Origin of the sequence: Pseudomonas prosekii, from assembly GCF_900105155.1 — a bacterium.
GTDB lineage: Bacteria > Pseudomonadota > Gammaproteobacteria > Pseudomonadales > Pseudomonadaceae > Aquipseudomonas > Aquipseudomonas prosekii.
Window position 1 is genome coordinate 2,483,163 of sequence record NZ_LT629762.1, and the last position, 24,198, is coordinate 2,507,360.

General features: G+C 59.1%; 22 protein-coding genes. 15 read left to right on the forward strand and 7 right to left on the reverse strand.

What is annotated here, in order from left to right:
• Positions 1–66: 66 nt before the first annotated feature.
• Both BLU01_RS11335 and BLU01_RS11340 read right to left on the reverse strand, forming a co-directional pair.
• Positions 67–1,293: a 3-hydroxyacyl-CoA dehydrogenase gene (locus BLU01_RS11335; protein ID WP_092274918.1), complete on the reverse strand. Its 1,227-nt coding sequence runs from the start codon at positions 1,291–1,293 to the stop codon at positions 67–69.
• A gap of 171 nt (positions 1,294–1,464) precedes the next feature.
• The gene (locus BLU01_RS11340; RefSeq protein ID WP_092274921.1) at positions 1,465–3,393 is read right to left on the reverse strand and encodes a RecQ family ATP-dependent DNA helicase; all 1,929 of its coding nucleotides are present in this window, start codon (positions 3,391–3,393) and stop codon (positions 1,465–1,467) included.
• 464 nt (positions 3,394–3,857) lie between these two features.
• Here BLU01_RS11340 and BLU01_RS11345 point away from each other — a divergent pair, with 464 nt between their 5' ends.
• From BLU01_RS11345 to BLU01_RS11365, 5 genes are all read left to right on the forward strand, one after another.
• Positions 3,858–4,139 carry a hypothetical protein gene (locus BLU01_RS11345; protein ID WP_092274924.1) on the forward strand — a complete coding sequence of 94 codons (282 nt, stop codon included), beginning with the start codon at positions 3,858–3,860 and terminating at the stop codon, positions 4,137–4,139.
• 122 nt (positions 4,140–4,261) lie between these two features.
• Entirely contained in the window at positions 4,262–5,392 is a 1,131-nt protein-coding gene (locus tag BLU01_RS11350; RefSeq protein WP_092274927.1) for a hypothetical protein, read from the forward strand.
• A gap of 376 nt (positions 5,393–5,768) precedes the next feature.
• A complete protein-coding gene (locus tag BLU01_RS11355; protein ID WP_092274930.1) occupies positions 5,769–6,065 on the forward strand; it encodes a hypothetical protein in 297 nt (98 codons plus the stop codon).
• Positions 6,066–6,212: 147 nt separating this feature from the next.
• Positions 6,213–6,656: an antitoxin PaaA2 family protein gene (locus tag BLU01_RS11360; protein WP_092281580.1), complete on the forward strand. Its 444-nt coding sequence runs from the start codon at positions 6,213–6,215 to the stop codon at positions 6,654–6,656.
• Positions 6,656–6,928: a type II toxin-antitoxin system RelE/ParE family toxin gene (locus BLU01_RS11365; protein ID WP_092274934.1), complete on the forward strand. Its 273-nt coding sequence runs from the start codon at positions 6,656–6,658 to the stop codon at positions 6,926–6,928. The genes BLU01_RS11360 and BLU01_RS11365 overlap by 1 nt, the downstream gene beginning before the upstream one ends.
• 175 nt (positions 6,929–7,103) lie before the next feature.
• Here BLU01_RS11365 and BLU01_RS11370 read toward each other — a convergent pair whose 3' ends face one another.
• Together BLU01_RS11370 and hslO are read right to left on the reverse strand one after the other, a co-directional pair.
• Entirely contained in the window at positions 7,104–8,645 is a 1,542-nt protein-coding gene (locus BLU01_RS11370) for a phosphoenolpyruvate carboxykinase (protein WP_092274937.1), read from the reverse strand.
• Positions 8,646–8,827: 182 nt separating this feature from the next.
• A complete protein-coding gene (gene hslO, locus BLU01_RS11375; protein WP_092274940.1) occupies positions 8,828–9,730 on the reverse strand; it encodes an Hsp33 family molecular chaperone HslO in 903 nt (300 codons plus the stop codon).
• A gap of 102 nt (positions 9,731–9,832) precedes the next feature.
• Here hslO and BLU01_RS11380 point away from each other — a divergent pair, with 102 nt between their 5' ends.
• Positions 9,833–10,633, forward strand: a complete 801-nt coding sequence (locus tag BLU01_RS11380) for a phosphatase PAP2 family protein (RefSeq protein WP_092274943.1) — start codon at positions 9,833–9,835, stop codon at positions 10,631–10,633.
• A gap of 114 nt (positions 10,634–10,747) precedes the next feature.
• Here BLU01_RS11380 and BLU01_RS11385 read toward each other — a convergent pair whose 3' ends face one another.
• The gene (locus BLU01_RS11385; protein WP_092274946.1) at positions 10,748–11,155 is read right to left on the reverse strand and encodes an RNA-binding S4 domain-containing protein; all 408 of its coding nucleotides are present in this window, start codon (positions 11,153–11,155) and stop codon (positions 10,748–10,750) included.
• Between the two features lie 114 nt (positions 11,156–11,269).
• Here BLU01_RS11385 and rimA point away from each other — a divergent pair, with 114 nt between their 5' ends.
• From rimA to rimK, 3 genes are read left to right on the forward strand one after another with little or no spacing between them, the layout of a single operon-like run.
• On the forward strand, positions 11,270–12,049 hold the full coding sequence (gene rimA, locus BLU01_RS11390; RefSeq protein ID WP_092274949.1) for a S6 modification regulatory phosphodiesterase RimA: 780 nt from the start codon (positions 11,270–11,272) through the stop codon (positions 12,047–12,049).
• 17 nt (positions 12,050–12,066) lie between these two features.
• Positions 12,067–12,546 (forward strand): retropepsin-like aspartic endopeptidase RimB, encoded by a 480-nt coding sequence (gene rimB / locus BLU01_RS11395; protein ID WP_092274952.1) that lies wholly within the window; start codon positions 12,067–12,069, stop codon positions 12,544–12,546.
• Positions 12,543–13,448, forward strand: a complete 906-nt coding sequence (gene rimK, locus BLU01_RS11400; protein WP_092274955.1) for a 30S ribosomal protein S6--L-glutamate ligase — start codon at positions 12,543–12,545, stop codon at positions 13,446–13,448. The genes rimB and rimK overlap by 4 nt, the downstream gene beginning before the upstream one ends.
• Before the next feature lie 627 nt (positions 13,449–14,075).
• Here the strand turns inward: rimK and BLU01_RS11405 are convergent.
• Both BLU01_RS11405 and ompR read right to left on the reverse strand, forming a co-directional pair.
• Complete coding sequence (locus tag BLU01_RS11405; RefSeq protein ID WP_092274958.1) at positions 14,076–15,389, reverse strand: ATP-binding protein; 1,314 nt, start codon at positions 15,387–15,389, stop codon at positions 14,076–14,078.
• A 102-nt stretch (positions 15,390–15,491) separates the two neighbouring features.
• Positions 15,492–16,232, reverse strand: a complete 741-nt coding sequence (gene ompR / locus BLU01_RS11410; protein WP_092274961.1) for an osmolarity response regulator transcription factor OmpR — start codon at positions 16,230–16,232, stop codon at positions 15,492–15,494.
• 360 nt (positions 16,233–16,592) lie between these two features.
• On the opposite strand from ompR, the gene BLU01_RS11415 reads away from it, so the two are divergent.
• The 6 genes from BLU01_RS11415 to tauC all read left to right on the forward strand — a co-directional run bounded on the left by BLU01_RS11415 (position 16,593) and on the right by tauC (position 24,159).
• Entirely contained in the window at positions 16,593–18,917 is a 2,325-nt protein-coding gene (locus BLU01_RS11415; RefSeq protein WP_092274964.1) for a Tex family protein, read from the forward strand.
• The gene (locus BLU01_RS11420; protein ID WP_092274967.1) at positions 18,917–19,300 is read left to right on the forward strand and encodes a PaaI family thioesterase; all 384 of its coding nucleotides are present in this window, start codon (positions 18,917–18,919) and stop codon (positions 19,298–19,300) included. Before BLU01_RS11415 ends, BLU01_RS11420 begins: the two co-directional genes overlap by 1 nt.
• 316 nt (positions 19,301–19,616) lie before the next feature.
• Positions 19,617–21,200, forward strand: coding sequence for a glutamate--cysteine ligase (gene gshA, locus BLU01_RS11425; protein WP_092274970.1), 1,584 nt, complete (start codon positions 19,617–19,619; stop codon positions 21,198–21,200).
• A 341-nt stretch (positions 21,201–21,541) separates the two neighbouring features.
• The gene (gene tauA, locus BLU01_RS11430) at positions 21,542–22,519 is read left to right on the forward strand and encodes a taurine ABC transporter substrate-binding protein (protein ID WP_092274973.1); all 978 of its coding nucleotides are present in this window, start codon (positions 21,542–21,544) and stop codon (positions 22,517–22,519) included.
• A 15-nt stretch (positions 22,520–22,534) separates the two neighbouring features.
• Entirely contained in the window at positions 22,535–23,329 is a 795-nt protein-coding gene (gene tauB, locus BLU01_RS11435) for a taurine ABC transporter ATP-binding subunit (RefSeq protein ID WP_092274976.1), read from the forward strand.
• Complete coding sequence (gene tauC / locus BLU01_RS11440; protein WP_092274979.1) at positions 23,326–24,159, forward strand: taurine ABC transporter permease TauC; 834 nt, start codon at positions 23,326–23,328, stop codon at positions 24,157–24,159. Before tauB ends, tauC begins: the two co-directional genes overlap by 4 nt.
• The last annotated feature ends 39 nt before the right edge of the window (positions 24,160–24,198 follow it).

Here is a 24,198-nt window from a genome sequence, read left to right on the forward strand (position 1 = left end):
TTGGGACGCGGACCGTCCCGGGCTGCATTCCCACGCCGAGCATGGGAACGATCAAACAGGTGGAGTCTACCTGTCAGCAAACCCCTTACCCACCGCCGCCAACTCGCCAATCAGCCGCGCAGGTTGCCACTGATCGCCCTGACGCGTTTCCAGCGCCAACAAACGCTGATGAATCTCCGCCAGCCCCTGCTGATCCGCCCAGGCCATTGGCCCGCCCTTGTCAGCCGGGAAACCATAACCGTTGAGGTAAACCAGATCGATGTCATGCGCCGAACCGGCGATGCCTTCCTCGAAGATCTTCGCGCCTTCGTTGACCAGCGCCAGCAAGCAGCGCTCCAGAATCTCTTCAGGACCGATTTCACGGCGCTGGAAGCCCAGTTGCTCGCTGACCTCCAGCACCAGCGCATCGACCTCTACATCGTGCTCAGCCTGGCGACTGCCCGGCTCATAGTGGTAATAACCGTTGCCGCTCTTCTGACCAAAACGCCCGAGCTCACACAGCCGATTGTCGATCTGCACCTCAGGCGCATCCTGCCCTTTACCGGCCAGTTCGCGGGCGCGCCATTCCAAATCGATGCCGACCACGTCGTACATGCGGAACGGCCCCATGGCGAAACCGAAACCTTGCAACGCGGCGTCGACCTGATACGGCAACGCGCCTTCGAGGAGCATCTTGCGTGCCTCGAGCACGTAGGTATGCAGCATGCGGTTGCCGATAAAACCGTGGCAATTGCCCGACACCACGCTGACTTTGCCCATGCGCTGGCCGAGGTCCAGCGCCGCCTCAAGCACAGCCGGAGCGGTCTGCGCGCCGCGCACCACTTCGAGCAGTTTCATGATGTGCGCCGGGCTGAAAAAGTGCAGGCCCAGCACCTGTTGCGGGCGGCGAGTGGCAGCGGCAATCGCGTCGATGTCGAGCGCCGAGGTATTGCTCGCCAGAATCGCTTCGGGTTTGAGCAGGCCGTCGAGTTCGCGGAATATTTTCTGCTTCAGCTCAAGATTCTCGTACACCGCTTCGATCACCAGATCGACATCGCGAATCGCCGCGTAATCCGCCGCGCTGGTGACTCGCGCGATGCGTGCGTCGGCTTCGGCCTGATCAATCCGGCCCTGACGCACGTTATGCGCGTAGGTGTCGGCGACCGTGGCCAACGCCTGCTCAAGCATCTGCGGATTGTTATCCACCCACTGCACCGGCACCCCGGCGTTGGCCAGGCACATGACAATCCCACGACCCATGGTGCCCGCGCCGATGACCGCAGCGCGCTGAACATTGAACGACGTCTGGCTCATTTTTGTTCTCTTGGTTGTGCACTGGTTGGCGATCCAAAGACAGGCTTCACCATAGTCAGCCGTCGCAGTTTTTTGAAATTTATTCGTGTGATGGGGGACATTCAGCGGATGGATGCACTGCTTCTTTTTGGTCGTTCCCACGCTCTGCGTGGGATTCTTGGGATTCAGCCATCAGAGGTGCGCTTGCGCCCACTCCCGCACTTCGGCATACGGATAATCCTCCAGCACGCCAAAACCGGGAATCGCTCGTGCCTTGAGTTTGGTAAACAGCGGCACGCTGATCCCGCACAAAAACCGCGTCACCCGCTCCGCTGTCGGGATATTCCCCGTGTACTGCTCGTGCTTGTGGATAAAGTCAGCGCACAACGCTTGGAAATTTTTATCCACAAGCGCCGGTAATTCCGGTGGCGCCGGCAGCCGCGCCACATCGCCGTGGCACACCGAGCAATGCCCACACTGGCGCGGCGCATTCTGGTCACCGAAGTACTCGGCCAGTCGATAACCCAAACAATGCTCGGTGGCGAACAGATCGAGCATCGCGTGAATCCGCGCGATTTCGGTTTGCTCATGCCGAGTGAAGTAGGCGTGCAATTCCTCGCTCAACGCCTGCGCGTCAAAACCGCTTTGCAGCAGGCTGTAGACCTCGGTCATCTGTTTGCTTTCGAGCTCGACCCAGCCCTTCTCCTGGAAGTAATCCAGCGCTTTGACCACTCGATTGCGCTCGGCCGAATGTTGCTCGTACAGCGCATCGAAATTCACCGTCGCCCAAGTCCGCGCGCGCGCAGAGGTCTGAATGATCGCCGCGACAAAGTCTTTGCGCTCGCCTTCAAACCGCGCGAGCAGCGTCTCCGGTTCCTGCAAATATTTGAAACGATATTCGGCGTAATAGGCGTAACGCGGGGCGATGATTGCGCGCAGTTCCAATTGCACCAGCAAGGTCTTTAGCGGGAGTTGGCGAATATTGCTCTGGTCCGCCAGCGGCCCGAGCAGAAACTCCCACTGCCCTTCTGGCGCAGCTGCTTGCAATTCGTCGAGCACGCAACGGATGCCATTGAGCTCCGGGGTGTCGCCATACACGAAGTTTTCCAGCACGTTGAGGCTGTCGCGGTTGGCCAATACCAGGCAGTCCGACGGCTGCCCGTCACGCCCGGCGCGGCCGATTTCCTGGCTGTAGTTTTCGATGGATTTGGGCAGATCGAAATGCACCACGTTGCGAATATCGCTCTTGTCGATGCCCATGCCGAAGGCGATGGTGGCAACGATGCAATTGGACTGGCCGCCCATGAAGCGTTTCTGGATCGCCTCGCGTTGATCATGCGGCAATCCGGCGTGATAAGCCTCGGCCTGAATACCGTTGCGAACCAGATGTTCGGCGATATGCTCGGCGGTTTTCTGCAGCGTGACGTAGACGATGCTCGGCTGGCCGGGACGCGCGCTCATCCATTCGACGAGGCGTCGGCGTTTGTCCGCGCCGCGAACCGGCTCCACCAGCAGATTGAGGTTGGGCCGATAGAAACCTGTGGTCACCACGTCCTCGGGGGCGATGGCGAATTTCGCTTCCATATCCGCGATGACTTTTGGCGTCGCAGTGGCGGTCAGCAGCAGCGCCTGAGGGATGTTGAACTGGCGTTGATAGTCCGGCAGCTTCAGGTAGTCGGGGCGAAAGTTATGGCCCCATTCGGAGATGCAGTGCGCCTCGTCGACCACCAGCAGCGAGATCGGCACTTGCTGCAAAAAGTTACGGAAACGCTCGTTCTTCAGGCGCTCCACGGAAATCATCAGGATCTTCAATTCGCCGGACTTGGCGCGCGCCATTACATCGCTGGCGTCGTCGCGGCTCTGCGCCGAATCAATGCTACCCGCCGAGATGCCGTGGCGTTGCAGGAACGCCAATTGATCTTGCATCAGCGCCAATAGCGGCGACACCACTAGCGTCAGGTGCGGCAGCAGCAGCGCCGACAATTGGTAACACAGGGACTTGCCCGAACCGGTGGGGAAAATCGCCGCCGCCGAGCGCCCGGCCAACACCGCGCTGACCGCCGCCTCCTGGCCGGGCCGAAACTGTGGATAACCGAAAACCTGTTCCAGGGTGTTGTGCATAAGCTGTCACTCCGTTGACCGCTGCGAAGCCCAAAGACTAGTCGGGGATTGCAGCGCGTCGAGAAAAGGTCGGGACCAAAACGATACGGGATGATACAGCGGATGCAATGCCCGACTTGCAGGGAACGCGAGCCGCCGTGAGAGTAAAAATTCCTCGGGCGTCTGTCGCTGATTCTTCAGACAGGCCGGTAGGACGCGACGAAATATCCCACGGATTCTGGCGCTCGATTTCCAGCGATTCGCCGCGCAATGTCCGACAGCCCTGTAAGAGAATTTACCGACAAACGTTTTCCCGTAAAAAGCCCTGCGAAACGCGTAGGGCAAATCTGAAAACACCGGTAAATCCCCTACAAAGTCTGTCCATCAAAGCCGTATTGCCGCGTCGCGGGCTGGCCTTTTATAGTCCGAGCCCCGCCTGAAACAGCACTCTGCGGTTGCAGTGATTTCACACAGGACAGACCTCGATGAATACGCTCCATCCGCAGCCCGACCGTTATCGACCGCTCAAGTCCAGCTACAGCAATACGCCGGTGTTGGTCATCGACACCGAAGCCGATCCGCACGAGATTCTCGATGCCGCGCGCCAACGCATTTGCGCGGCCAGCGACTTGCTGGAAACATTGCAGTGCTATTGTTTCAAAGAGGCTGACATCAAGGACATTCCGCACATCATCAACGTTCTTTACTTGTTAACACAGGACGGCAATCAATTACTTGAAGTTGCCAAGTTGCAATTGAAGCGTTGAACCTCTCAATAACAATCAGCAATAACAAATCAGCAATACAAAAGCCGCAACAACTGAGCGCTTTCTTATTTGATCGGGCAAACTTAGTCTGCACGCTCTTTCAATCATAAAAGAGCAACATCATGACGACGTTAACTGTTTTCTTTTGCGGCACTGGCTCGACTAAATTTGATAACAAGAACACCACTTACTGGAACGGCGAACTGGTTGCCACACTTGCTTCCAATCACGCCGGGCGCGAGTTTGCCGAGTGGATTGTGATCGATGGCCCCGGCACCAGCAACCTGCAAGCCGACGAACTGTTTACCCAATCCAAGGACTATGGGCTCAGCGGAACCCTGTTCGGCAAGGGCTGGGAAGAAAACGTCAAGCACGCGGTCAACATCGTTCTTGGTCGTAGTGACTGGCAACGCGAGAAACTGACTGAAGCCGAATACAACCGCCTGAAAGCCGCCGGCATTCCCATCGACGATGTAAAAGTCGAGGGTTCGTGGATGTGGCGCAAGTATAACTACGGCGACCGTAGTGTGACCCAGCAAAAGTTGCAGGAGCAAATCATCAAGACCTTCCGCAAGGACGGCATTATTCCAACTCGCATCAACCTGGTCGGCTGGAGTCGTGGCGGCATTAGTTGCCATATGTTGGCCAACGCGCTTTATAACGATGTGCAGCTTCGCGATATTCCGGTCAACATCTTTGCGATTGATCCGGTCCCGGGCATATCCAACTTTCAGAGCGAAAAAGTCAAACTGGAAAAGAACGTTAAAGAGTACGTGGCGTTTTATGCTCGCGACGAGCGCTCGAAAGGCTTCAGTTGCGTGATCCCGCAAACTTCGCCACTGACTAAAACCCATGTTTACCCGATGCCTGGCCGCCACGGCACGCTGGTGGGCAACGCCGCCGCCGATGGTGTCAGCGGGCCGAAAACCCTGGCGGAGCCGGGCCAGATCGTCCGTCACTTCGCTGAAGCCTGCCTCAAGCGCTGGGGCGTGACGCTGAACAAAACCCTGAACCTGACCCACGCGCAACTGGAAAACCTGCACACCGTGATGGGTCGTGACGACTCGAAATACGTGGCGATGCGCAAGATTTCTTACACCTATTTCACCGAACTGGACCTCGGTGAGCGCTATGTGTCGCTGGGCAGCAAGGGGGTTAATTTTTCTGCGGTGAAAGGCACGATCTTCGCGCCGGCGACGGGGCTGACGACGGGTTTGAAAATGGAGAAGGACTCGTATCTGCACATTCGTTGAACGAGTCAATGATGCTGGGAAACGATGTGTTTAAAAGGCTCGCGGATTCGTAGGAACAGCCTATAGAAACTTCGCCCACTTCCTACAGAGTCCGGCGCCTTGTCTTCTATCGTCGCAGTGGTGCCGACACCTATAGTCGTGACTGTCGCTGCCAATTCAGCGGCTCGGGCTTGGTCACCCGATGGAAGACATAAGCGCGTCCGTTGTATGCTGCCGGCACCTCAAGTGTCTGCACGCTATATGGTGGCTGTGTTTGGGACGTCTGATGGCGTGCCGGTCTTATGTATTCCTCCGGTTGACCAACCCGAACACAGTCCGCCTCCATCGCTTGGTCACGGTGGCAGCGGTTCATCTGATGCATTTGGGAATACATAAAATGAACAACAGCAATCCGCCAAACGATCGTTACCTCCCACTCCAAAGCAACCTCACCAATACCTCGCCGCTGATCATCGACACAGAGGCCGATCCCCAAGACATTCTCGAAGGCGGGCTCCAGCGAATCCGAGCCGGCAGCGACCTGCTGAAAACCCTGCATTGCCTGTGCTTCAAACACGGCGACATCGAAGACATCCCGCACATCACCCACGCGCTCTACCTGCTCACCCAGGACGGCTGCGACCTGTTAAAAGTCGCCCAGCAACGCATGATGGGTTGGACAGCATCCTCCTAACCAAACTGTCAGGGGATCGCCCGCCTGAATAGAGCTGGCGATCCACAAAAAAGGGCACCCAATCCCGCATCTTGATGGAGACAAAATTTGCAAACAATAAATGATTGCGTAGCATACGAGCCGATGAACCACCAAAGGCTCTTTCTAATGACTACTGAGACGATTGATCATCCGACGCTCATTAAATTGCTTGAAAAAGGTGCTGTGACTGCAACCCATATTCATCCCAAGCAAGGTGGCTGGTCAGTCCAAATTCAAACTGGAATGAAGGTCCTTTCGCTTACAGCTCAGCGCAGCCGGCAAATACGGCTATTCAAGCGACTGGAAACGCTGGTGATCTATTTGCAAGGAATAGGGATCAGTCATTTTGATGTCGACACGTCGCACTATGATCCCTCTCAAATAAAGACTTACTCGCGTCCTGACCGTGCCGAAGCGCTTAAGCAAGTCCACGAATCGGCCGCTTATGATGAATGGTTCAGGAAGCAGGTTCAGGAAAGTATTGATGATCCCCGCCCAAGCGTGAGCGATGAAGAGGCGCGCAGAATCTTCGCCGCAAAACGTGATGCTATCCGCCAACGGCCTCGCTAATGCGAGTGATTTGGCGCCCGGCTGCTCTCAATGACCGGGACAACATCATGAATTACATTTGCCAGGATAATCCCGACGCAGCTATCGCCTTAGACGAAGTTTTTGAGCTCAAAGCAGAGCAGGCCCGCCATCAGCCCAAGCTCTACCGACACGGAAGAATTTCAGGCACTCACGAGATAGTGGCCACTCCAAACTACGTGATGGTTTATACGGTTGTGGACAAAAACGTCGAGGTGTTGCGGATTCTGCATGCGCGACAACATTGGCCGTAATTGACTCCAGTGTTTGCCCATGACTACCGGCGCTGGTTAATCAATGTCGTTAGCCTTTAGAGCTCAGTGAACACCTGAAAAATCCAGACCAGAACAAAGCACGATTGCCGCACAAGACAGCGCCCACAAAAAAGCCGCCCCAACAGGGCGGCTTTTTCACAACGTCAACGCAACCTTACAACTTAGGCCCGGCAGCCTTGATCGCGTCGCTCACTTCGAACTTCTTGAAGTTCTCAACGAACAATCCGGCCAATGCCTTGGCAGCCTCGTCGTAAGCAGCCTTGTCAGCCCAGGTGTTGCGTGGGTTCAACAGGCCAGTTTCAACGCCCGGCACGGCCAATGGCACGTCGAGGTTGATGGTGTCGAGGTGCTCGGTTTCAGCACCGATCAACGCGCCGCTCTGGATCGCCGCGATCACGCCACGTGTGGTCGGGATGTTGAAGCGTTTGCCGACGCCGTAGCCGCCGCCGGTCCAGCCGGTGTTGACCAGGTAAACCTTGGAGCCGAAGCCGCGGATGCGCTTGATCAGCAGCTCTGCGTATTCGCCGGCCGGACGCGGGAAGAACGGTGCGCCGAAGCAGGTGGAGAAGGTCGATTTGATGCCGCTGCCGGAACCCATTTCGGTCGAGCCCACCAGTGCGGTGTAGCCGGACAGGAAGTGGTAAGCCGCTTGTTCTTCGCTGAGGATCGACACTGGCGGCAGCACGCCGGTCAGGTCGCAGGTCAGGAAGATTACCGCGTTTGGCTCGCCGCCCAGGTTCTTCTCGGAACGCTTGGCAACGTGCTCCAGCGGGTAAGCGGCGCGGCTGTTCTGGGTCAGGCTGACATCGGCATAGTCGGCGTGCTTGGCGTCGTCGATGACGACGTTTTCCAGGACTGCGCCGTGCTTGATGGCTTTCCAGATGACCGGCTCGTTCTTCTCGGACAAGTCGATGCATTTGGCGTAGCAGCCGCCTTCGATGTTGAAGACCACGCCTTCGCCCCAGCCGTGTTCGTCGTCACCGATCAGGTAACGGCTTTCGTCGGCCGACAGGGTGGTTTTACCGGTGCCCGACAGACCGAAGAACAAGGTCACGTCGCCTGCTTCGCCGATGTTGGCGGCGCAGTGCATCGGCAGCACGTCGGCGGCCGGCAGCAGGAAGTTTTGCACGGAGAACATGGCTTTCTTCATTTCACCGGCGTAACGCATGCCGGCGATCAGCACTTTCTTCTGTGCGAAGTTGAGGATCACGCAACCGTCGGAGTTGGTGCCGTCACGCTCTGGCACGCATTCGAAGTTGGCTACGTTGAGGACTTGCCACTCGTCACGGCCAGCCGGGTTGTACTGCTCAGGGTTGATGAACAGGCAACGGCCGAACAGGTTCTGCCAGGCGGTTTGGGTGGTCATCTTCACTGGCAGGTAGTGGTCGGCGGACGCACCTACATGCACGTGGGAAACGAAGTGCTCTTGCGCGTTGTTGAACGCCTCGACGCGGTCCCACAGGGCATCGAACTTGTCGGCCGGGAACTTGCGGTTGATCGGGCCCCAGGCAATGGCTGCCTGTGTGGAAGGCTCGTCGACGATGAAGCGATCGACTGGCGAGCGGCCGGTGCGGTGACCGGTGCGAACAACCAGCGCGCCGGTATCGGCAAGCTCGCCTTCACCGCGACTCAGGGCTTCTTTGACCAGATCATCAACACTCAGATCGGTGTACACGGCGTTATTGGCTTGCGTCATGAGATTCCCCGTCGGCCAGTGGCCGAGTGTGCTCCAAACGTTTTGTAGTAGAAAGTCGTGCACTACTACCGCGACAAAAAGTGGGCCGGATTATGCCAGAAACGCCCAAAAAAAGTAGGGCCCTCCCGTCGTAACGGCGTTATTCCGGCGCTTACCAGTGAATTTACCTGCGCTGAACCGTTTTAGTGCCGGGTATCTGACGGGGTATCAACGCCCGCTCCAGCGAACAATTGAGCGATATCGGCGGCATCGAACAGGTAACGCTGGTTACAGAACTGGCAATCGATCTCGATGTGGCCGCCATGTTCGATAACCAGCGACTGGGCATCTTCCAGACCCAAGCTGACCAGAGCATTGGCAGAACGTTCGCGAGAGCAACTGCAGCGAAAACGCAGTCGCTGCACATCAAACAAGCGCACTTGCTCTTCGTGGTAGAGGCGATGGAGCACGGTTTCGTTGTCCAGGCTAAGCAATTCATCGGCGGTCAGGGTGCTGGCCAGCGCGGTGATGTGCTGCCAACTGGCGGCGCGTTCTTCCTCATCTTTCAGACGGTCGGCAGGCAATTGCTGCAGCAGCAGGCCGCGGGCGCGACGGCCATCGGCGTACAGCCAGAAACGCGTGCCGACTTGTTGCGACATGACGAAATAGTTGGTGAAACACTCGGACAAGGTCTCGCCGTCGAGGTCGACAATGCCTTGGTAACGCTGGCCCTGAGTCGGGTCGACGGTCAGCGCCAGCACGCCGTTGGGCATGAGGTCGGCGAGGGTCGCGTCGGGGGCAATCTGATCGGCTTCGTAACGCGCGAGGCCGCGGATTTCGCGCTCGCTGGAGCACTCGATCATCAGCAACGGGATCGGGCCATCGGAACGCGCCTGCAAAATCAGCAAGCCGTCGAACTTCAGCGCGCCGACCAGCAGCGACGCGGCGGCCATCAGTTCGCCGAGCAATTGCGCAACTGGCTCCGGGTAGGGGTGTTTGGCCAGTACTTCGGCATAGCTACGTTCCAACGCCACCAGCTCGCCGCGGGTGTCGCTGTCATCGAAGATGAAGCGTTGGGTGAAGTCGGAATCCGGTAGATCGGTCATAGGTCTGGGTATCTGAAGTGATGACAATTTGATTACAAAAAGTGACAATTACGCTTTGCGGCACCACTTTGGTGCGCGATGTTCCGCCATTGGAGGCATTTTATGAACAATCCGGGTTTGTTCCAAGCAAGGTGGAACCTCCGCCGGTTGGTTTTGTGCAATGTCGTGCCTTTAGCGCTGCTGGCATTCTGGTTATGGCCCACGGGTCAGATGTTGTGCATGATTTTCGACGAATGGCTGTTTCGTCTGCTCAATACGCCGTTGGCCAGTAACCCGATATGGCTCCACATTTGGGCAATTGCAAGTCTGCGGCCGTTTGACGCGGTGGTTGGGGTGATTCTGCTGACGCTGCTGATCAGCGGCGGCTGGGTGTTTGAAGCGATCAACGTGCGCCGCGCGTTTTTCGGTTTTCTGGCGGTTCTGTTGTTGCTGCTGTTTATCCGCATGCTGTTTTCGAAATTCGCCGACTACATGGACTGGCAGCACAGCAGCCCGTCGATGATGCTCGAAGGCGCGGTGCACATGAGCGAATACTTCCCCGGGCTTGAGAAGACCTGGCAGTTGAAGGACCGCTCGAGCCAGAGCTTCCCCGGTGATCATGCTTCGGTGTTGTTGATCTGGGCGATGTTCATGACCGTTTTCAGCCGCAGCACCGTGCAAACGCTGACGATCTGGGGGTTGGCGTTGCTGTTCATGATGCCGCGCCTGGTGGCCGGCGCGCATTGGGGCCAGGACGATTACATCGGCGGCGTGCTGCTGGCGGTGTGGGCGTTGGGCTGGGGTTATTACACGCCGTTTGCGTATCACGTTTCGGAGTTTTTCCTGAAAGTGACGACGCCGGTGTTTGGGCTGCTGGAGAAATTGCCGGTAGTTTCACGGATGAGCGTGGTGCGCAGCGCCTGATGCATTCGCGGGCAAGCCTCACTCCTGCAATTGACCGAGATCACCTGTAGGAGCGAGGCTTGCCCGCGAAAGCGTCCGCCCGGACAACGCCGAAACAACGCCGAAACAACTGGATCACTCGTCGTTACTGCTGCCACGAAACTTGAACAAATCCCGACGCTGCTTTTTGCTCGGTTTGCCATCGGTGCTCACGCCCAGCGAACCGGCCTTGCGCATCGCCGCCGCGGCTTCACGCTTGGCGACGCTGGCTTCGGTTTCCGCATATAAAGTCTGCGCTTCCGGCGCGCCGCGTCTGACGATCGACAGCGCCTGGACCACCACTGTTTTCTCTTCAAAACCGATGCGGATCTGAAACTCATCGCCGATGCGCGGCTCCTTCCCCGGTTTGCAGCGTTCGCCCCGGCAATGCACCTTGCCACTTTCGATGGCTGATTTGGCCAGCGCACGCGTCTTGAAAAACCGCGCCGCCCACAACCATTTATCGAGGCGAACCTTGTCGTCCTCTTCCTGTTTTTGTGCCATTTGAATTCCTCATTCCGCCAGTAGTCGGAACTGTACTACCGTTTCTGTCGGGCGCAAGAACCCGCTCCGGCAGATAGACTGTGATCGTGGCCGGTTTCCGGCATGGAGTGATCGATGACTATATTCCCCTCTTCCCTGACCTCACCCAAATCCGGTTGCCAAGGCTGCCAGCAAAGTGAACCGCTGGGCTTTGACTTTGCCTTCGCCTATCAACCTATCGTCGATCTGCGCGACCAGTCGGTCTTCGCCCACGAAGCGCTGGTGCGTGGCCTCGCCGGTGAAGGCGCGATGTCGGTGTTAGATCAAGTTACAGAAGAGAATCGCTACCGCTTCGACCAGCTCTGCCGGACCCGCGCCATCGAAGGCGCGGCGAATCTAAATATGCAGACACACTTGTCAATCAACTTCATGCCCAACGCGGTCTATCGTCCGGAGCTGTGCATTCGCAGCACCCTGGAAGCAGCGAAGAAACATGATTTCCCGATCAACCGACTGATTTTCGAAACACTGGAAAGCCAGCACGTAGATAACTATCGCCATTTGACCAATATTCTGCGTGAATACCGCGAATTCGGCTTCATGACCGCCATCGATGACTTCGGTGCCGGTTATTCGGGGCTCAATCTGCTCGCCGATTTCCAACCGGACTTGATCAAACTCGACATGGCGCTGATCCGCGATGTCGACCGCGACCGTGTCCGTCAGGCCATCGTGCGGGGGATTGTCACAATGTGTGCGGAGTTGAACGTTACAGTCATTGCCGAAGGCATTGAGACGGCCGGTGAACGGGATTTCCTGGCGGACTGTGGAATTTTTCTGATGCAGGGTTACTGGTTCGCCAAACCTGCATTCAAAGCGTTGGCCCAGGTAGCTCCTGAAGCCTGGACGCGTTAATCGCCGGTTGTTCCTAATTGAAGACATTTGACCATTTGACCGTTGTCGGTCTGCGCGAGTGGGTGGCGCTCCCGGATTTGGGAGTGGCGGGCCTTCGGGCGAAAATCGACACCGGCGCCAGCACTTCCAGCCTGCACGCCACCGACATCGAACGCTTCGAGCGGGACGGGCAAGAGTGGCTGCGTTTCACCGCGCATCTGGGGTCGGTGGTGCAATTGCGCCATCGACGTTGCGAAGCGCCGCTGGTGACAATGAAGACCATCAAAAGCTCCAACGGCCACGCGCAGATGCGTTATGTGGTCAGCACCACCCTGGCCCTCGGTGATCGGGTCTGGCGGGTCGAGTTCACCCTCGCCTGCCGCAAATCCATGCGCTATCGCCTGTTACTCGGTTCCAAAGCCTTGATCGACGGCCAGTTAGTGGTCAATCCGGGCATCAAATACGTACAAGACAAGCCGGTGTTCCCGGTATCTACCTCCTCCACAGGTGTTGCATGAAGATCGCTGTGCTGTCGCGGAATCCGCGTCTGTATTCCACCCGTCGTCTGGTCGAAGCCGGTACCGAGCGTGGCCATGAAATGGTGGTGATCGACACCTTGCGCGCCTACATGAACATTGCCAGCCACAAGCCGCAGATCCACTACCGCGGCAAGCCGCTGGAAGGTTTCGACGCGGTGATCCCGCGGATCGGTGCGTCGGTGACGTTTTATGGCTGCGCGGTGTTGCGCCAGTTCGAAATGATGGGCGTGTTCCCGCTCAATGAGTCGGTGGCCATTGCCCGTTCGCGGGACAAACTGCGCTCGCTGCAATTGCTCTCGCGTCGCGGAATCGGTTTGCCGGTGACCGGGTTTGCGCACTCCCCGGATGACATTCCCGACTTGATCGACATGGTCAACGGCGCACCGCTGGTGATCAAGGTGCTGGAAGGCACTCAGGGCATCGGCGTGGTGTTGTGTGAAACGGCGACAGCGGCGGAATCGGTGATTGAAGCGTTCATGGGTTTGAAGCAGAACATCATGGTGCAGGAATACATCAAGGAAGCCGGCGGCGCCGACATTCGGTGTTTTGTGGTCGGCGACAAGGTGATCGCGGCGATGAAGCGTCAGGCCAAACCGGGTGAATTCCGCTCCAACCTGCATCGTGGCGGCAGCGCCAGCCTGATCAAGATCACCCCGGAAGAACGCATGACCGCGTTGCGGGCGGCGAAGGTGATGGGTTTGGCGGTGGCGGGTGTGGATATCCTGCGTTCCAACCACGGGCCGCTGGTGATGGAAGTGAATTCGTCGCCGGGGCTGGAAGGGATCGAGACCACCACCGGCAAGAACGTGGCCGGGATCATCATTGATCATCTGGAGAAAAATGGTGGGCCGAACATGACGCGCACCAAAGGGAAGGGCTAAAGCCAAGAGCCCCCTCACCCTAACCCTCTCCCCAGAGGGGCGAGGGGACTGACGGTGGTATTCTTTCGAGCTACATCGACCTGAAAAATCGAGTCGAGCTCAAGTTTGAAAACAACCGAGATCTGCTCCCTTTCCCCCTCTCCCCTGTGGGGAGAGGGGACTGACGGTGTGTTCTTTCGAGCTACATCGACCTGAAAAATCGAGTCGAGCTCAAGTTTGAAAACAACCGAGATCTGCTCCCTTTCCCCTTCTCCCCTGTGGGGAGAGGGGACTGACGGTGGTGTTCTTTCGAGCTACGTCGACCTGAAAAATCGAGTCGAGCTCAAGTTTGAAAACAACCGAGATCTGCTCCCTTTCCCCTTCTCCCCTCTGGGGAGAGGGGACTGACGGTGTGTTCTTTCGAGCTACATCGACCTGAAAAATCGAGTCGAGCTCAAGTTTGAAAACAACCGAGATCGGCTCCCTTTCCCCTTCTCCCCTCTGGGGAGAGGGGACTGACGGTGGTGTTCTTTCGAGCTACATCGACCTGAAAAATCGAGTCGAGCTCAAGTTTGAAAACAACCGAGATCGGCCCCCTTTCCCCTTCTCCCCTCTGGGGAGAGGGCTGGGGTGAGGGGTGGCTTTTGACTACACCGCGTCTCTAGGCAGCATCAATCCAAGCGGCAAGCGCACTCGCGCTTCCAGCCCGCCGCCCGAGCGGTTGCGCAGTTCAACGTTGCCGCCGTGCATCGACGCAATCCGTTTCACAATCGCCAAGCCTAAACCTGTGCCCTTGCCGCCGCGCGCCCGATCGCCTCGGGTAAACGGGTTGAAAATCGCCTCCAGCTCTGACGGATCGATGCCCGCGCCACGGTCCATCACGCTCAGCACCACGTAAGGTGCGTTGATATCCCCGGACACAAAAGCCGCGACTTCGACACTGCTGCCCGCGTGATTCAAGGCGTTGCCAATCAGGTTGTTCAGCAAGCGTTTCATCGACACCCGACGCAACGGGAACGGCTGGATCGGTTCCAGCCGCAAGCGCACTTTTTCTTCGTTCTGGTTGTACGGCGCAGCCACTTCGCGCACCAGGTCGCTGAGGTCGACCTCTTCCACAGACTCGTCACGACCGTCGCGAATGAACGCGAGGAACTGGTCGAGAATCGCGTCCATGTCTTCGATGTCGCGCACCATGTCGTCCGACAGATCGCTGTGATCACCCATCAATTCCAGCGACAAACGCAACCGGGTCAGCGGCGTGCGCAAGTCGTGGGAGACCCCGGCCAACATCAATTCACGCTCGCGACCGGCCTGCTCGACGTCTTCAGCCATCTGGTTGAAGGCGCGATAGACCTCGGCCATTTCGCTCGGCGTGTCGCTGATCGGCAGGCGCACACTGCGGCCCTGGCCGAGTTGCCTTGCGGCATAGACCAGACGTTTCAACGGTTGATTGAGCTGACTGACGAAGATCCACGCCGACGCGGTCGACAGCAAACCGATGGCCAGGAACCAGCCGAGTACGTTCCAGATTTTCTGGCCACGCAACGGATGCGGGTACAGCGGCACTTTCAGCCAGCCATCGCCCAGGCTCGGCGCCCGGACCCACAGCGCCGGTGGCGAATGCATGCGCAATCGCACTTCGGTGTCGGCGCCCAATTCGGCTTGCATCTGCCGCTGGTAGATTTCGCTGTACGGCCAGTGTTGCTCGCCTTCCGGCACACCGGCGCCCACGACCCGGATCAGCGTCGCGGCATCGGCAATTTTCGTGCGGTTTTCTTCATCGGCGGCCCAATAGGCGCGCAGCGTCAGGGCGACGCCGTGGCTGTATTGGCGGTCCACCAGCACGTCCTCGTTCATCAGCAGATAAACCAGGGTCAATGCCTTGGAGAACAGCACGACGATCAGCACCAGCCACAGGGTGCGAGAGAAGAAACTCTGGGGGAACCAAACGGGGGTTTTCATGAATAACCGCTACACACTTGCAGGAGCGAGCGATGCTCGCACATTGCGGATCGCGAGTCTGCGGACAACTTCATCCGCAAACCCGCTCCTACAAATCGCCGATCACTTGGTGGCGGCGCCATCCGGAACGAACACGTAGCCCACGCCCCAAACGGTCTGGATGTAACGCGGCTTGGATGGATCAGGTTCGATCATCCGGCGCAGACGCGAAATCTGCACGTCGATGGAACGCTCCAGCGCATCCCACTCGCGGCCACGGGCCAGGTTCATCAACTTGTCGCGGGTCAGTGGCTGACGCGCGTTCATCACCAAGGCCTTGAGTACCGCAAATTCACCGGTGGTGAGCATGTGCACTTCGTTGCCGCGCTTGAGTTCGCGGGTGGCCAGGGACAGCTCGTAGTCACCGAAGGTCACGCTTTCGTCTTCGCTGCCCGGCGCACCCGGCACCGGCGCGGCCTGACGGCGCAACACCGCTTTGACCCGAGCCATCAGCTCGTCCGGGTTGAACGGCTTGGCCAGGTAATCGTCGGCGCCCAACTCCAGGCCTTTGATGCGGCTCAGCTCATCGCCCTTGGCGGTCAGCATGATGATCGGGATCTGGTTGTTCGCGCCGCGCAGTCGGCGGCAGGCGGTCAAACCGTCTTCGCCGGGCAGCATCAGGTCGAGAACGACCAGATTGAACACTTCGCGCGCCAGCAAACGGTCCATCTGTTCGGTGTTCGGTACGGCGCGGGCACGGTAGCCCTTGCTGACGAAAAAGCGTTCCAGCAGGCTGCTCAGCCCTGGATCGTCATCAACAATCAGAATCTTTTCGCCTTCAGCATTGTTTGCAGTGCTGCTCATTAGATGCTCCTTTTAGCTCGGCGCGCATTATGGCGTAGCTGTCGTTATACGCACCGTGTGCATTGTTAGCAGATTTTTCCTTCACCGCCATAGAACCGACTCCGCGCCTGCCGGGCGCAATGTCCCGCAATCATGGAACGCTGGGTATAATGCGCGGCGTTTTGTGTCAGGCAACGTTTGATCGTTACGCGCAGCGGCCACTTTTTATTTTCCCGGCGCGCGCAGTAATAGTTCGATTTCACGGGTCAACGGGATGCCTGTCGACCCAGGCAGCGGCGCAGGTCAGGCCGCTCAACCAGACTCGCCGGGCCTTTATTCCTGCGCCCGCGAGCCTGCTTTCACAATTTGTCAGGTGGTTTTATGGACAGCATCAACAGCCGCATCGCCGAGGAACTCGGTGTACGCCCACAACAGGTCGAAGCGGCCGTCGCGCTACTCGATGAAGGGTCGACCGTACCCTTCATCGCCCGCTACCGGAAAGAAGTGACCGGCAGCCTCGATGACATCCAGTTGCGTCATCTGGAAGAGCGTCTGCGCTACCTGCGAGAACTCGACGAACGGCGCATCAGCATCCTCGCGAGCATCCAGGAACAAGGCAAACTCACGCCGCAACTCGAGCGCGACATCAAACTGGCCGACACCAAGACCCGCCTCGAAGACTTGTACCTGCCGTACAAACAGAAGCGCCGCACCAAGGGTCAGATTGCCCTGGAAGCCGGCCTCGGCGAGCTGGCCGACGGCCTGTTCAACGACCCGAGCCTGACCCCGGACGCCGAAGCCGCACGCTTTGTCGACGCCGAAAAAGGCGTGGCCGACGTCAAGGCTGCCTTGGAAGGCGCCAAATACATCCTGATGGAACGCTTCGCCGAAGACGCCGGTTTGCTCGACAAACTGCGCAGCTACCTCAAGCAGGAAGCCACGCTGAGCGCCCGCGTGATCGCCGGCAAGGAAGAGGAAGGCGCGAAGTTCCGCGACTATTTCGAACACGATGAACCGCTGAAAAGCATGCCGTCGCACCGCGCGCTGGCGATTTTCCGTGGCCGCAACGAAGGCATTCTCAGCTCCGCGCTGAAAGTCGGCGACGAGCTGCCGGGCACCATGCACCCGTGCGAGGGCATGATCGGCCAGCAATTCGGCATCCAGAACCAGAATCGCGCCGCCGACAAATGGCTCGGCGAAGTGGTGCGCTGGACCTGGAAAGTGAAGCTTTACACGCATTTGGAAACCGATCTGCTGGGCGAACTGCGCGACGGCGCCGAGACCGAAGCGATCAACGTGTTTGCGCACAACCTGCACGACTTGCTGCTGTCGGCCCCGGCCGGCCCGCGCGCCACATTGGGCCTCGACCCGGGCCTGCGCACCGGTTGCAAGGTCGCCGTGGTCGATTCCACCGGCAAACTGCTGGATCACGCCACGGTTTACCCGCACGTGCCGCACAACAAGTGGGACCAGACCATCGCGATCCTCGCGGCCCTGTGCGCCAAGCACTCGGTGGATTTGATCGCGATCGGCAACGGCACCGCCAGCCGTGAAACCGACAAACTTGCCGCCGAGCTGATCAAAAAGTATCCAGCGATGAAGATGACCAAAGTCATGGTCTCCGAGGCCGGCGCATCGGTTTACTCGGCATCCGAACTGGCCTCCAAGGAATTCCCGGACCTGGACGTGTCGATCCGTGGCGCGGTGTCCATCGCCCGTCGCTTGCAGGATCCGCTCGCCGAACTGGTGAAGATTGATCCGAAGTCGATCGGTGTCGGCCAGTACCAGCACGACGTGTCGCAGCTGAAACTGGCGCGCGGCCTCGACGCTGTGGTCGAAGATTGCGTGAACGCCGTCGGCGTCGACGTCAACACCGCTTCCGTGGCGTTGCTGGCGCGGATCTCCGGCCTCAACTCGACGCTGGCGCAGAACATCGTCAGCCACCGTGACGAGCACGGCGCGTTCAAGACTCGCGCGGCGTTGAAAAAAGTCGCGCGTCTGGGCGAAAAAACCTTCGAGCAAGCCGCCGGTTTCCTGCGTGTCATGAACGGCGACAACCCGCTGGATTCGTCGGCGGTTCACCCGGAAGCCTATCCGCTGGTGCAACGTATTGCCGCTGAAACCGACCGCGATATTCGTTCGCTGATCGGCGACGCGAGTTTCCTCAAGCGCCTCGACCCGAAGAAATACACCGACGAAACCTTCGGTCTGCCAACCGTTACCGACATCCTGCAAGAACTGGAAAAACCGGGCCGCGATCCACGTCCGGAGTTCAAGACTGCCGAGTTCCAGGAAGGCGTCGAAGACCTCAAGGACCTGCAACTGGGGATGATCCTCGAAGGCGTGGTGACCAACGTGACCAACTTTGGCGCGTTCGTCGACATCGGCGTGCATCAGGACGGTTTGGTGCACATCTCTGCGCTTTCGGAGAAGTTCATCAAGGATCCGCGTGAAGCGGTGAAGGCCGGTGACGTGGTCAAAGTGAAGGTTATGGAAGTCGATATCCCGCGCAAACGCGTGGGACTGTCGATGCGCATGAGCGACACGCCGGGCGAGAAGATTGACGGTGCGCGTGGCGCGCGTCCGGGTTCGTCTTCGCGTCAGTCGCAGAACACTGCGCCGCGCAAGGAAACCACGGCAGCGGCCCCGGCCAACAACGCCATGGCTTCGCTGTTTGCCAACGCCAAGCAGTTGAAGAAGCGCTGATGGAGATCCCTGCCGGGCTGACCGAAAGCGCTTTTTTCAAGTTGCTCGGGTGCCGCTTGCACAGCCTCGAAACCGGGGTGGCGCAAGTCGCTCTGGAACTGGCGCCGGAGCTGCGTAATCGCGGCGGCAAGCTGCACGGCGGGGCGTTGTTCAGTCTGGTCGACATTGCCATGGGGCTGGCCTGTTCCAGCACCCACGGCTTTGATCAGCAGAGCGCGACCATCGAATGCAAGATCAATTACATTCGCGCCGTTGCCGAGGGCGAAGTGCTGTGCACGGCGCGGGTCATTCACCCGGGCCGCCGCACGCTGGTGGTCGAAGCCGACGTGATGCAGGGCGACAAACTGGTCGCGAAAGCGCAAGGCACGTTCGCTGTCCTGTAGCTAGACGTCATCGATTTGAGTTAATTTCAGCGCAACGAAACCTGTGGAACCCTGTGGCGAGGGGGCTTGCCCCCGTTTGAGTGCGTAGCACTCACAAGGATCTTGGAAACTCAGAGATTTTGGGGCTGCTTCGCAGCCCAACGGGGGCAAGCCCCCTCGCCACAGGTCACTCCCACAGGGATGGTGTAGCTCTTTACTGACCGGCATGGCTTGCGCGGTTGCAAAAACCAGGCGAAAACGCCAGTTTTAACTTCACCCTTGTAGACCGTCTTGCCCACCCCCATATTGGGGCGACTGACGCGTGAAGGAATCCAACTTGAGCGAACTTCTCAACCGCCGCCTGGCTATGCTCGGCGAGCGCGCTAACCTCTCTCTGCTCGAACAGTGCCTTCACGGCATCGAACGTGAATGCCTGCGCGTGACCAGCGAAGGTCGCCTTGCGCAAACGCCGCACCCGGAAGAACTGGGTTCCGCGCTGACCAACGAACAGATCACCACCGATTATTCCGAATCGCTGCTGGAGTTCATCACCCCGGCCCTGCCCGACCCGGCAGACACCCTGGCGAGCCTCGACAGCATTCACCGTTTTGCCTACAGCAAGCTCGGCAACGAGTACCTGTGGAGTCCATCGATGCCGTGCCCGTTGCCGGCCGAGGAAGACATCCCGATTGCCTATTACGGCACCTCCAACATCGGTCAGCTCAAGTACGTCTACCGCAAGGGCCTGGCCCTGCGTTACGGCAAGACCATGCAGTGCATCGCCGGGATTCACTACAACTTTTCCCTGCCGGAAAAGCTCTGGCCGCTGCTCAAGGAATCCGAAGGTTTTGTCGGCACCGACCGCGACTATCAATCGAGCGCCTATATCGCGCTGATCCGCAACTTCCGTCGCTACAGCTGGCTGTTGATGTACCTGTTCGGTGCCTCGCCAGCGCTGGACGCCGGTTTCCTGCGCGGGCGTTCGCACCAACTCGAACAACTCGACCCGGACACCTTGTACCTGCCGTACGCCACCAGCCTGCGCATGAGCGACCTCGGTTATCAGAGCAACGCCCAGGCCGGCCTCACGCCTTGCTACAACGACCTCGCGAGCTACACCGACAGCCTGCGCAAAGCGGTGGCCACGCCTTACGCGCCGTACGTTGAAGTCGGCACGCACAAGGACGGTGAGTGGGTGCAGCTCAACACCAATATCCTGCAGATCGAAAACGAGTACTACTCCAACATCCGCCCGAAACGCGTGACTTACACCGGCGAACGGCCGATTCAGGCGTTGGTGGCGCGCGGCATTCAGTACGTCGAAGTGCGTTGCCTGGACATCAACCCGTTCCTGCCGATGGGCATCGACCTGACTGAATCGCGTTTCCTCGATGCGTTTTTGCTGTTCTGCGCGCTGAATGACAGCCCGTTGCTGACTAACGGCAGCTGCAGCAACGCGACCTCGAACTTCCTCAGCGTGGTCAAGGAAGGTCGCCGTCCGGGCCTGCAATTGCAGCGCGACGGGCAACCGGTGGACATGAAGGTATGGGCCGCCGAGCTGCTCGAAGAGATCGCGCCACTGGCGGCGTTGCTCGACCAGAGCCACGGCGGCGATGCGCACAGCAAAGCGCTGGACGTGCAGTTGGAGAAGGTCAAAGACCCGTCCCGCACCCCATCCGCCCAAGTGCTGGCGGCAATGGCCGAGCACAAGGAAAGCTTCGCCCAGTTCTCGCTGCGTCAGAGCCAGGCCCACGCGGAGTTTTTCCGCAGCGAGCCGTTGAGCGCTGAACTGCAGGCCAAGTTCGAAGATCGCGCCCGCACCTCGCTGGCCGAACAGGCAGAGCTGGAACAGAACGAAGTCGGCGATTTCGACGTGTTTGTCGGGTCGTATCAGGCGAGTATTCTGGCGATCAGTAACTAGGTTCAAGGTCCACCCCTCACCCTAACCCTCTCCCCAGGGGGTAGAGGGGACTGACCGAGGTGTCTCACGTCATACATCGACCTGAAAGCCCGAGTCGAACTCAAGGTCTGAAAAGCACGAAGATCGGCTCCCTTTCCCCCTCTCCCCTGTGGGGAGAGGGCTGGGGTGAGGGGTCGATCCACCTGACTGCACGCAATGGCAAATTCTCCACTCCCCTCCCACCCATCCCTTAGAATTTTCCGCTCATAAGCTCATTCGAAAAAGTTATTTATTTTCGGATTCTTAGATCATTTAGTCTCCTTTCACGCCGATCCTCGGTCGCCTGACAAGGAGCTTCTCCCATGAAACTGCATTTTCCCCTTCGCCTCCTGGCGGCCGCGTCGCTGGCGGCGGCGAGCTTCTTTGCGCAAGCGGCTGACGTCACCGTCGCCTACCAGACCACCGTTGACCCAGCCAAAGTCGCCCAGGCCGACGGCGCTTACGAAAAAGCCACCAACGCCAAAATCGACTGGCGCAAATTCGACAACGGCGCTGACATCATCGCCGCCATCGCTTCCGGCGATGTGCAGATCGGCTACCTCGGCTCGAGCCCGCTGACCGCTGCGATCACCCGCAAAGTCCCGGTCGAAACTTTCCTCATCGCCACGCAGATCGGCGCCGCCGAAGCGCTGGTCGCGCGTGACGGATCCGGGATCAACTCGCCGCAAGACCTGATCGGCAAGAAAATCGCCGTGCCGTTCGTTTCCACCGGCCACTACAGCCTGCTCGCCACGTTGAAACACTGGAACATCGACCCGTCGAAAGTCACTGTGCTCAACCTCGCGCCACCGGCGATCATCGCTGCGTGGAAACGCGGCGACATCGACGCCACGTACGTCTGGGATCCGGCGCTCGGCGTGGCCAAGGAAAACGGCAAAGTGCTGATCACTTCCGGCGAACTGGCCAAGTTCGGCGCGCCGACTTTCGATGCCTGGATCGTGCGTAAAGACTTCGCCGAGAAGCACCCGGAAATCGTCACCGCATTCGCCAAAGTCACCCTCGACGCCTACGCCGATTACCGCAAAGACCCGAAAGCCTGGCTCGCCAACCAGAGCAATGTCGACAAACTGGTGAAGCTCTCCGGCGCCAAGGCCAGCGACATTCCATTGCTGCTGCAAGGCAACGTCTACCCGCTCGCGGCTGATCAAGTCACCACCCTCGGCGCGCCGACCACCAAAGCCATCACCGACACCGCGGTGTTCCTCAAGGAACAAGGCAAAGTCGAGGCTGTGCTGCCGGACTACGCCCCGTACGTCAGCGCCAAATTCATCACCAACTGATCGGAGTTAACTGCGATGGCTTTGCTTCAGCTGGAGCGCATCAGCGCACAGTACCCCGGCAGTCCGGAACCGGTATTGGCAGATATTTCCCTGAGCCTTGGGCCTCAGCAATTGCTGGTGGCGCTCGGTCCGTCCGGCAGTGGCAAGACTTCGCTGTTGAACCTGATAGCCGGTTTCGTCGAACCCAGCGCCGGGCGCATCACCCTTGACGGCGTGCCAGTCAAAGGCCCGAGCGCCGAACGCGGCGTGGTGTTCCAGGACGACGCGCTGCTGCCGTGGCAGGACGTCTTGGCCAACGTTGGTTTCGGTCTGGAACTGGCCGGTATTACCAAAGAAAAACGTGAAATTCGCGCGCGTGAAATGCTCGCGTTAGTGGATCTTTGCGGATTTGAGAATCGGCGCATCTGGCAACTCTCGGGCGGCCAGAAGCAACGTGTCGGCCTCGCCCGCGCCCTCGCCGCCGACCCGCGCGTGTTGCTGATGGACGAGCCGTTCGGCGCGCTCGATGCCTTCACTCGCGAACAGATGCAGGAGCTGTTGCTGCAAGTCTGGCAGCGCACCGCCAAACCGGTATTCCTGATTACCCACGACATCGAAGAAGCGGTGTTCCTCGCCACCGACCTGATTCTGCTGGCGCCGAATCCCGGGCAAATCGTCGAGCGCCTGAGCCTGGATTTCGGCCAGCGTTACGCCGCCGGCGAGTCGGCACGGGCGATCAAATCCGACCCGCGTTTTATCGAAACCCGCGAACACGTGCTCGCCAAAGTGTTCTCGCAACGCAGCGCCGCCACGCGGCAGGAGCGCGCATGAGCAGCTATGAAATCCCCGCCGTCACGGTGAAACCCGCTTCGACGGCAGTGCCTGCGCGACGCAGCCTCGGCACGCGCTGGATCAGTGTGTTGACGCTGTTTGCGTTGGTGTTGCTGTGGTGGGCGGTGACGGCCAGCGGGATGATCGAGCCGCTGTTCCTGCCGCCACCGTCCGCTGTGCTGCAAAAGGGCTGGCTGCTGGCGACCACGGGTTATATGGATTCAACGTTGTGGCAGCACTTGGCCGCGAGCCTCAGCCGGATTGGTCTGGGCCTCGGTTTCGCGGTGCTGACCGCGGTGCCGGTCGGCATCGCCATCGGCCACAACCGTATCGCTCGGGGCATTCTCGATCCGCTGATCGAGTTTTACCGCCCGATTCCACCGCTGGCCTATCTGCCGCTGATCGTCATCTGGTGCGGCATTGGCGAGCTGTCGAAAGTGTTGCTGATCTACCTGGCGATCTTCGCGCCGATTGCCATCGCCACCGCGACCGGCGTGCGCACGGTTGATCCGGCGAAACTGCGCGCCGCGCAGTCGTTGGGCGCGACTCGCGCACAGCTGATTCGGCACGTGATTTTGCCGAGCGCGCTGCCGGATATTTTGACCGGCGTGCGCATTGGCCTCGGCGTCGGTTGGTCGACGCTAGTCGCCGCTGAGTTGATTGCTGCCACCAGCGGCTTGGGTTTTATGGTGCAGTCGGCGGCGCAATTTCTGGTCACCGACGTGGTGGTGCTGGGGATTCTGGTGATCGCGCTGATCGCCTTCGCCATGGAAATGGGCCTGCGCGCGCTGCAACGCAAACTGGTGCCGTGGCACGGCCAGGCACATTGAAAAATTTCATGTGAAGAAACCTGTAGGAGTGAGCCTGCT

What these genes read in the sequence shown, in the direction of transcription:
- tauC (WP_092274979.1), top strand. Translation starts at nt 23,326, where the DNA reads ATGAGCAGCTATGAAATCCCCGCCGTCACGGTGAAACCCGCTTCGACG.
- BLU01_RS11370 (WP_092274937.1), bottom strand. Translation starts at nt 8,645, where the DNA reads ATGACGCAAGCCAATAACGCCGTGTACACCGATCTGAGTGTTGATGAT.
- BLU01_RS11340 (WP_092274921.1), bottom strand. Translation starts at nt 3,393, where the DNA reads ATGCACAACACCCTGGAACAGGTTTTCGGTTATCCACAGTTTCGGCCC.
- BLU01_RS11345 (WP_092274924.1), top strand. Translation starts at nt 3,858, where the DNA reads ATGAATACGCTCCATCCGCAGCCCGACCGTTATCGACCGCTCAAGTCC.
- BLU01_RS11335 (WP_092274918.1), bottom strand. Translation starts at nt 1,293, where the DNA reads ATGAGCCAGACGTCGTTCAATGTTCAGCGCGCTGCGGTCATCGGCGCG.
- BLU01_RS11405 (WP_092274958.1), bottom strand. Translation starts at nt 15,389, where the DNA reads ATGAAAACCCCCGTTTGGTTCCCCCAGAGTTTCTTCTCTCGCACCCTG.
- tauA (WP_092274973.1), top strand. Translation starts at nt 21,542, where the DNA reads ATGAAACTGCATTTTCCCCTTCGCCTCCTGGCGGCCGCGTCGCTGGCG.
- BLU01_RS11380 (WP_092274943.1), top strand. Translation starts at nt 9,833, where the DNA reads ATGAACAATCCGGGTTTGTTCCAAGCAAGGTGGAACCTCCGCCGGTTG.
- rimK (WP_092274955.1), top strand. Translation starts at nt 12,543, where the DNA reads ATGAAGATCGCTGTGCTGTCGCGGAATCCGCGTCTGTATTCCACCCGT.
- BLU01_RS11420 (WP_092274967.1), top strand. Translation starts at nt 18,917, where the DNA reads ATGGAGATCCCTGCCGGGCTGACCGAAAGCGCTTTTTTCAAGTTGCTC.
- BLU01_RS11360 (WP_092281580.1), top strand. Translation starts at nt 6,213, where the DNA reads ATGACTACTGAGACGATTGATCATCCGACGCTCATTAAATTGCTTGAA.
- rimA (WP_092274949.1), top strand. Translation starts at nt 11,270, where the DNA reads ATGACTATATTCCCCTCTTCCCTGACCTCACCCAAATCCGGTTGCCAA.
- ompR (WP_092274961.1), bottom strand. Translation starts at nt 16,232, where the DNA reads ATGAGCAGCACTGCAAACAATGCTGAAGGCGAAAAGATTCTGATTGTT.
- BLU01_RS11365 (WP_092274934.1), top strand. Translation starts at nt 6,656, where the DNA reads ATGCGAGTGATTTGGCGCCCGGCTGCTCTCAATGACCGGGACAACATC.
- BLU01_RS11350 (WP_092274927.1), top strand. Translation starts at nt 4,262, where the DNA reads ATGACGACGTTAACTGTTTTCTTTTGCGGCACTGGCTCGACTAAATTT.
- BLU01_RS11385 (WP_092274946.1), bottom strand. Translation starts at nt 11,155, where the DNA reads ATGGCACAAAAACAGGAAGAGGACGACAAGGTTCGCCTCGATAAATGG.
- tauB (WP_092274976.1), top strand. Translation starts at nt 22,535, where the DNA reads ATGGCTTTGCTTCAGCTGGAGCGCATCAGCGCACAGTACCCCGGCAGT.
- hslO (WP_092274940.1), bottom strand. Translation starts at nt 9,730, where the DNA reads ATGACCGATCTACCGGATTCCGACTTCACCCAACGCTTCATCTTCGAT.
- BLU01_RS11415 (WP_092274964.1), top strand. Translation starts at nt 16,593, where the DNA reads ATGGACAGCATCAACAGCCGCATCGCCGAGGAACTCGGTGTACGCCCA.
- BLU01_RS11355 (WP_092274930.1), top strand. Translation starts at nt 5,769, where the DNA reads ATGAACAACAGCAATCCGCCAAACGATCGTTACCTCCCACTCCAAAGC.